5 protein-coding genes are annotated in these 8,769 nt (G+C 42.8%); all 5 read right to left on the reverse strand.

Features of this window, described 5'->3' with window-relative positions; genetic code table 11:
• Positions 1–2,386 (reverse strand): hypothetical protein (locus ABIL00_07835; GenBank protein ID MEO0110668.1); only part of this gene is annotated, 2,386 nt, incomplete at its 3' end.
• A 519-nt stretch (positions 2,387–2,905) separates the two neighbouring features.
• Positions 2,906–4,780 (reverse strand): T9SS type A sorting domain-containing protein, encoded by a 1,875-nt coding sequence (locus ABIL00_07840; GenBank protein MEO0110669.1) that lies wholly within the window; start codon positions 4,778–4,780, stop codon positions 2,906–2,908.
• The gene (locus ABIL00_07845; protein ID MEO0110670.1) at positions 4,764–5,702 is read right to left on the reverse strand and encodes a hypothetical protein; all 939 of its coding nucleotides are present in this window, start codon (positions 5,700–5,702) and stop codon (positions 4,764–4,766) included. The genes ABIL00_07840 and ABIL00_07845 overlap by 17 nt, the downstream gene beginning before the upstream one ends.
• Positions 5,703–5,720: 18 nt before the next feature.
• Positions 5,721–7,031 carry a GTPase gene (locus ABIL00_07850; GenBank protein MEO0110671.1) on the reverse strand — a complete coding sequence of 437 codons (1,311 nt, stop codon included), beginning with the start codon at positions 7,029–7,031 and terminating at the stop codon, positions 5,721–5,723.
• Entirely contained in the window at positions 7,028–8,584 is a 1,557-nt protein-coding gene (gene pruA / locus ABIL00_07855) for an L-glutamate gamma-semialdehyde dehydrogenase (protein ID MEO0110672.1), read from the reverse strand. The genes ABIL00_07850 and pruA overlap by 4 nt, the downstream gene beginning before the upstream one ends.
• Positions 8,585–8,769 lie beyond the last annotated feature (185 nt).

Here is an 8,769-nt window from a genome sequence, read left to right on the forward strand (position 1 = left end):
CCGCAATATCCAAAACCCCAACATCCTTTACCCGAATAAAGAAAGTTTTCATCAAGGTGTCATTCACTCGGTTTCTATCACCAGTTAGATAAAGGGAGCAGCGGGCAAAAGAAAAACCTCGGTTCTGGGGTGTCCAAGGATTAAAGGTAATAGTTGATTCTTGATTGGCGAATAAAAGAACAGTCTTCGTATCCGTATAAGAACCAATCTTCATCGTTGCCGAGAAAGAAGCATTACGGTTACCGAAATTCTTTAGCCGAGCAGAAGGGATAATTGTAATTGATGAGTCACAAGTATCAGGTGGCGAGGAAATTGCTAAAATTCCAACATCCTCCCAAATTTTATTAAATCCGATCCCCCCTTCATAATCAAGATACCAACCCAAATCATTATTATTACCATCGGAACCAAAATGCCATCTTATCTGGAAAGTATCACCCGTCCGCACTGGAATCTTAAAAAGCGCTGGCTTCCAACCGGTAGGTCCATTCAGGGCGAACGCGGACTCTTGAGGAATACCAGCATTTTCGTTTGTCAATCTCCGGTCGTATCTACCAAAAAGCGGAGTAAGGACTGTGTAATTAACCAAATCTTTTGTTATCTTAATATTTCCACCATCTTTATGGTTAGGGTCAAGATTATACCAGTGATAAAAGCCTAAAACTGGTGTATCGCGGGTTGCGATATACCAGAGGGAATTTAACTTCCAATTAGCATTATCGGAATAGTTGCCGTCAATATTTGTGCCGAAGCATTTTGTTCCGGAATAAGGAATTGGTGCGCCAATTCCGGAGGGAGTTCCCCATTCCCAGGCATTGGTAGCGGGGTCAGATATAAAACCACCGTTAGAGGTTTCAAAATCTTCAATGAAATTTGGAATACCACAATAACTCTCCCTCTTATTATTTAGAGAGAACATATCGGCAAATAGAAGAGTACATTTAACAGAATAGAGATTTGGTTGACTCGGCTGCCAAAGGGTAAAGTTGAGGGTCTCTTCTTCACCCGGTCCTAAACCGGGAAGAGTTTGAATATTCTCATAACCACCGGGTTCAATCTTCATCCTGACATCAAAGTTATTAAGAATTTCTTCTTCGCCCGAATTTCTCACGATTGCCTTCGGTTGGTAATGCGCCAGAGAGCAAAATACCGGAGGCGAAGTAATTACCTTCACTTCTAAATCCCGGGGATAACTGACCACCCGGAAGATTTCCTCATCCTCTAATCGGTCGTCAAACCAGATGAGATGTAAACCGAGGCTATCATTAGCGATATGGGGATTATACAAATCACCCTCCGGATATTCACAAGCCAATTCCTCTGTTGCTAACCAACCACTCGGGGTCCTCTTTTTGTGCCAAAGACGAAGCCAGCCATCGGTCCAGTAATCCTCTCCGTACCAGACAACACGGGCATTCTGTTGCCGGTCAATGAGAATCTGGGGAGCAAACCGGTCAAAATCGTCGGGTTGATTAGCTCCGGCAATAGTATCAATCGTCAACCAACCCGAAGTGGGATGACGCCTTCGGTAATAAACCCGATAATAATAATTATCCCACTGCTCCCCACCGTACCAAACGATATGGACAACATTAGAATTATCCACCGCCAGAGAAGGTCCATAAGGAGTCCCCACGCCGTCGCACTGGTCAGAATAAAAGACACTGGTCACATTGGTAATTGAACCCCAGACACCACCGGTGCGGGAACGATAATAGATATGGCTCCAATCCGAAACTGGATTTTCTCCCTTCCAGGCACAGTAGACATTATTATCCCGACCGCCAGCCACTGTTGCCGCTCCTTTATCGGTCATATTGGTGGTGTCGGAAATCTTCAAAGGAGGCTGCCAAATCCCGGAAACTTTCTCCCGATAAAAGATTTCGTAATAACCATTGTAAAGTTCATCCCAAACCACATGGATGTGTCCATCCGGAGTCGCGGCGCAAGAAGGTGGATTTTGCTTATCATTGGTGCTGGTGGAGATGATGACCGAAGGTTGCCAACCAGTGGTCGGGTTCCAAGTTTTGTACCTTATATGGTAGAGATAGGTATAAGCCATGTAGACAAGGTGAAGATTACCAGAAGAGTCAACGCAAAGCGAAGGGGATTCTGATACTTCATTTGGCACATCAGCGATACAGGTATCCTTTGTCCAACCAGAATTCGGTTCGTATCTCTTATACCAAATCTGGGGAACAGAAGTAAACCCAGGAACTGGACAATAAGATGCCCAAACAATATGGACTCTCCTTTGATTATCAAAAACAATATTTCGGGCATTATTTTCGGAGAGTTCCGAAAAAGAGGCAAGTGTCGTTAATCTTTCTGGAGTGGTCCAACCAAAGAGAAGGGTAAAAAAGAAAAGAAGACATACTTTCTTCATATTTACCTCCAGTCCTTTGGCATCATTATTAATTATATAAAGAAAAATGAGAAAGTCAAAGTTTTTTGTGAAAGGCAGAGTTAATCCGTTAGGATTTTATTAAAATCTTTCTCTAAGGTAATTTTAATTATTTATCCGTCTCTCTTGCGGTGTCCCAATGGCTCCACCAAAGAGGCATTTCACGGGAAGAGAAAGGAGATGAGCAATCGGTCTCTAAAACGGAGAGTTGAAGAAACCTTTCTTTCCAGAAGAAATTGGGAAGGAAACTATGAGAGGAACCAAGGAAGAAATTGGGGGAAGAAGTCCTCCGGAAAATAGAGGGAAAAATCTCCTTTTTTACCCCCCAGGGATGCCGTAGGGGGAACTGACCCCCATCTTTTTACTCAAATACCTATAAGTTATTAAAAATCAATAATTTAAAAGATTTTAGACCTTACAAAAAAGTTATCTCATCAGATAATTTTGAAAAGTTTTTCAAAAAATGCTACAATCCTTCTCTTTTCAGTTCTTATAAAGAGTTTACCGGCGGAGAATCAGTATCTTTCTCTCTTTTCCAGTTTTGTATTTAAGAAAATAAATCCCGGTTGGTAATCTCGGCAATTGAATCTTCTTCCTTTCCATTTTTGCCGAATAGACAACCTCACCCAGAATGTTATAGACCTCTACTCCTACCAGGTGATTGGAAATAATTTTTTCTCCTTCTTTATCTTCTGTCAATGCCTGTGGTCTTTGATAGACCCGAAAACTATCCGAAAGCAAATCATTTCCCGGATAACGGTCCCCAGTTAATTCTGTCTTTAGGAAGGTCTGATACCAACCAAGAATGATAAGAGATGTCTCCGGAAAGACAACCACCCTACTACTTTCTGGCAGAAGATTGATATTTACCCTTTTTTGATAAACGGTATCAACCCCCCGGCGGATGATGAAGGCAACTGGAAAATTGACTTCGGTATTTCCCAAATTCCTTACCACTCCTCTGGGAGCAAAAGTTGAATCTTCTAATACGCTATCAAGCGGTGCCAAAATCCTAACTGCCTGGGCATCTAAAACTCTAACCAACACCTGGCCGGTTCTCTTATCATTGGTGCGATTGGTATCATTAGCCAGTTCCGTAGAACAGGAGACCGGATAGTTTCCTCTGGGAACTTGAACCTGCCAGTTGGGAAAGGTGAGATAAACCTTTGTGCCCGGAGAATGGTTTGATACCGAAACGGTATCATTATAGAAATTACCAATCTTCAAACGGACCCGATAACTAACACTAACATTGCCAAAGTTATAAACGGTGCAAGCCGGAGTAATAGAAAAACCAGAATCAATTATCCCGGCCGGAGTGGTAATTGCTAAGACCCCAACATCCCGCCAGGTCGCTGGACGGTTCTTCACCCTCACTAACATACTATCCGTAGCCGAGTTACCATATTCGTCATAGGCAATAACCTTAATCCAATAAGGACCATCCGGAATTAAAGTTGTCCGCCAGGATTCTAAGGAGTCAGAACTCTCAATTATGGAATCGCCATCGGTGTTGGTGAAGATATAGTAAAGTTGACGGGCTAAAGAATCATAGTTGCAATTACTATTACAGGTGGCATCATCCTTATAGACCGTTCGGCACTGTCCGGCATAATAGGCTTCAATTGATTCTGAAAATTGAAAACTGAGTTTTAAGGGAACAACATAATTGCCCAAGGTATCCCGGATAGAATAAAGTATCTTATAGACCGCCACCTTCCAGACCCGATGATTTATCTTATCTTCCAGCCGGCAGATTAAATCAACATCCCCATAGACACTATCTTTATTGAGATAAGTGCTTCGGTTATTGACGCAGATGGCAAACTTTTGACCAGAAACCGCATTTAAAAAAGTGGGAACCGTGGAATCGTCATCCGGCACAAATTCGGTTAAGGGATTTTTATAAAATGAGCCGTAACTGGGCCAGATAACCCCTGAATTGCGATTCTTAGAAAAATGGTTGTGGTGAAATTCCGCGACGGACCAAGTAACGATTTGACCAATCGTATCCCCGGGATAGACGGTATCTCCTTCTTGTACCGTAATCGTATTCGGGTCAACATGGTAATACATATAACCGGAGCAAAAACCGGCACCCGCCGAATCACCAATTGTTATCCCATTATAAAGGGGATTACCGGTTGTCCAGACCTTCTTCACATAGCCGTAGCGGACTGCCGTCACAGGCCAAAGAGGAGGGGTCATTATGTCATTGCCATTATGGAGATAAGGGGTACCACCGTAATCCTGAAAAAGACCCCAGGAATTACCAATCGGATGGACACTATCCTGTGGTGGATGGGGCCAAGGGATGGAGGCGAAGGAAAGCGAAAAGAATAAGCATACCCAGTAATTCTTAATAAGAGTATTCATAAATCTCCTCCACGGTCTTCACCAAAAAAGATTTTCCTGGTAAAAACCTTACTTCCGGCACGAAGATATTCCATTTATCATACCTCAATTCTTCCCGCCAGAGCATTTCGCCATTAAAATTAAAGAGCAAGACCTCACCCTTCCTCTTTCCCTTAGATTCTCCCTTCCCAATAATCACTAAATTATTTTCTGGGGCCATGTCAAAAGAAATTAATCGCCATTTTGGTTCCGGCTCGGTGTAATGGAAAACCAAATCCCAATCCGTAGTCCGATAGATAAAGAGTTCCTTTTTCGTCAGATAACCGAATTGCCTCCCGGAGGAAGAGAATTTCATCTGACGCAAAAAAGGGGAAGGGATGGGAATTGATTTTATCTTTTTGCCATCCTGATAAAAATTAATTTGGTGGTCATCCGCCAAAGCGCAAGTCTTCCCATCCGGGGAAAGAGTAAAATAGTTCCCTTTGCCTAAATTGTAGAGTTCTTTCCCTTCGCGAGTGAAGACTCTTAATCCCCTCTTCCCATCCAAAACTACATACACTTTACCATCTTCAGAAAAGGCACGGCTATTTAAGAAGTCAACTTCTCCTTCACCTTTCTTCCTTCCGGTCCGGTCGTAGAAGTGGAGTATTGCCTTTCCGGAAATTGGTCCATCAAAGAAGATACCAACCGTCCAACCTTCATTAGAGATATCAACCAAAGTGTAAGGAAAACTATCACTATGCCATAAAATCTCTCTTCTCTTATCCTGTAAGGTAAAAGACCGGAAAGGGATAAATTCCGAATTCCCTTGGCCATAAGTCACTTGCCCAATATACTCTCCATTTTCCGAAAAGAAAAGGTCTCTTCTCTCTTCCCTTTTTGTTACCGAAGAGCGGTGGGGGAAAAGAGTAAAGAGAATAAGAAAAAAAGATAAGCCACTCACTTTCCCTCCTTGAATGAATTAAAAGACTCTTTTTAAGAAGTCTAAAAGTGCCCTTTTTAAGTTCCCCTTTTTCTCCCGTAAGAGATATTCAATCTGGATGATTGGCTGGTTGATTTTTAGGATGTGGGCTAAAGTGATGGGTGTGGCGGAAATAATAAAATCACAGCCCGAGCGGTTGATTGTTCGCTTTAAATCCCGCACCTGTTTATCCTTATAACCCAAGGCTGGAATCACTTCTTTGAGATGGGGATACCTCTCAAATGCCTTCTTAATTTCTCCAACCGCAAAATCCCTTGGGTCTAAAACCTTTAAACCGAACTTCCGGGCAACCCGATAACCAGCACCATAACCCAATTCTCCGTGGGTAACCGATGGTCCATCTTCCACAACGCAAACCTTATTTTTATTTTTTGGTATCTCTCCCAAAATCCTTTTCGCCAGTCGGGCGGTGAGCACCTTAGCCTTTGGGTTATATTTTTTGATATTCTTCTGAATCGTCAATAAATCCTCTCGCTTTGCCTCATCCACCTTATTGATAATAATTAAATCAGCGGCTAGAAGCAAGGTCATACCCGGATGATATTTTACCTCATGCCCTGCTCTTAAAGCATCACAGAGGACAATTAAGAAATCCGGCTGATAAAAAGGGAAGTCATTATTCCCACCATCCCAAATAATTAAATCATACTTCTCTGCCTCCGTGAGAATTGCTCCGTAGTCAACCCCAGCCAAAACCGGATTTCCCATTTTCAAATGGGGTTCGTACTCTTCCCGCTCCTCAAAGGTTAAATCATATTTCTCCAAATCCTCCACCGTCTTAAAGACTTGAACCGGTACCTTAAAATCACCATAAACCATCGGATGGCGAACTACGCAGAAATTTACTCCCTTCTCCTTCAAAATCTCGCAAACCCTTCTCGTCGTTGGACTCTTTCCCGCCCCGGTCCGAACCGCACAAATTGCTAAAACCGGTCTTTTCGCCTTCAGTTGGGTTGACTTGGGACCTAAAAGCCAGAAATCACAACCTAAGGATTGGGCAATTGATGCCCTCTCCATAACATAGTCAAAGGAGACATCGGAGTAGGAGAAGACAACAATATCCACCTTTTCTTTTTTGATAATTTTTTTAAGGTCCTTTTCTAAATAGATGGGAATTCCTCTTGGATAGAGAGAGCCCGCCAATTCTTTTGGATAGACCCTCTGCCCAATCCCCGGAATCTGCTCCGCCATCGTAAAACCGACCACATAATATTGAGAATTGTCGCGGAAGAAGACATTAAAATTATGAAAGTCCCGACCACCGGCGCCTAAAATTAAGACCCGTCTCATAACTTCTCCGAAATACTCTTCGCCTGTAAATATAATAAGAGATAATCCCGACCCCCGGCCTTAGAATCTGTTCCCGACATATTGAATCCGCCAAAGGGATGGACACCGACCAATGCTCCGGTGCATTTCCGATTGAAATATAAATTCCCGACGTGGAAAAATCTCTTCGCCATCTCAATCTTCTTCCGGTCTCTGGTGTAAAGGGAACCGGTTAAGCCGTATTTTGTATTATTGGCAATCGCCAGTGCCTCCTCAAAATCCCTTGTCTTGATTACTGCCAAAACCGGACCAAAAATTTCCTCTTGGGCAATTATCGCCTCTGGCTTCACATCGGCAAAGATGGTCGGCTTAATAAAATAACCATCTCCATCCGCTGGTCCACCACCAGTAATTAGCCTTCCTTCCTTCTTACCAATCTCAATGTAATTAAGGATACTCTTAAAGGCGCGCTCGTTAATTACCGGCCCGAGCCAATTTTCAAAATACCGAACATCGCCTACCTTTATCTTATCAACTTTCTCTTTTAACTCCGAGAGGAATTTATCATAAATCCTTTCGTTTAGAATTAACCGACTGCAGGCGGAGCACTTCTGCCCTTGGAAGCCATAAGCCGAAGTTAAAACTCCCTCTAAGGCATCATTAAAATCACAATCCTCTTCCACAATGATACAATCCTTTCCGCCCATCTCCGCAATCACCCTTTTAATCCAAATCTGCTCCGGATTGGTCTTTGCTGCCATCTCATTTATTCTCAAACCGACCGCCATTGAGCCGGTAAAGGAGATGAACCGAGTCTTCGGATGGTTCACTAAATAATCCCCAATCTCGCCTCCTGGTCCGGGGAGATAATTTAATGCCCCAGGGGGCAAACCCGCCTCCTCCATAATCTCACAGAACTTATAACCAATAAGAGGGGCATCCGAAGAAGGCTTTAAGACGACCGTATTACCACAGACCAGAGCGGCTGAGGTCATACCGCAAAGAATTGCCAAGGGAAAGTTCCAGGGGGGAATTACTGCGCCGCAACCAAGTGGGATATAAATTAACTCATTAAATTCACCGGGATAAGATGTTAGGGGTTGTCTTTCCGTATATCTTAAAATCTCCCGACCGTAGAACTCCAAGAAATCAATCGCCTCCGCAGTATCCGCTACCGCCTCCACCCAATTCTTACCCACTTCATAGACCATCGTCGCCGAAAGTTCTGCCTTCCTCTTTCGCATAATGTTTGCCGCCCGAAATAATATACAAGCCCGGCTTTCCGGTGAAAGTTGGGCATATTCCTTAAATACTTCATTTCCAACTTTTATCGCGTTATCGCAATCCGCAATGGTTGCCTTGGGAAAGGTAGCGATAATCTCACCTCTCTTAGAAGGGTTATAGGAAGAAAAGACTTCCCGCCCATCCTTAGGGAAAATTCTCTTACCACCAATTATTAACGGGTATTCCTTACCGAAATCCTTCCTTACCCTTTCTAAAGCTTCTTCAAAACTTTTCCTGATCTCCGAATTAGAAAAATCAAAAAGTGGCTCGTTCTTAAAATCCGAAACCATAAATCCTCCTAAAACTTTATAGGATACTTATTTTCCTTAAAAAGTCAATCACAGGAAAAAAAAAAGTAAATGTGTTAAGACATGGTTACCAGGTTAATAAGGGTATTAAGGTAGTAGATGTGTTGAAATTATTTAATAAGTTTCTTAAAATAATAGGCGTTCAAAAAAGAATTAAAAGAGTAAGA

The organism is candidate division WOR-3 bacterium (assembly GCA_039801905.1).
Taxonomy (GTDB): Bacteria; Hydrothermota; Tepidihabitantia; order Tepidihabitantales; family JBDRVQ01; genus JBDRVQ01.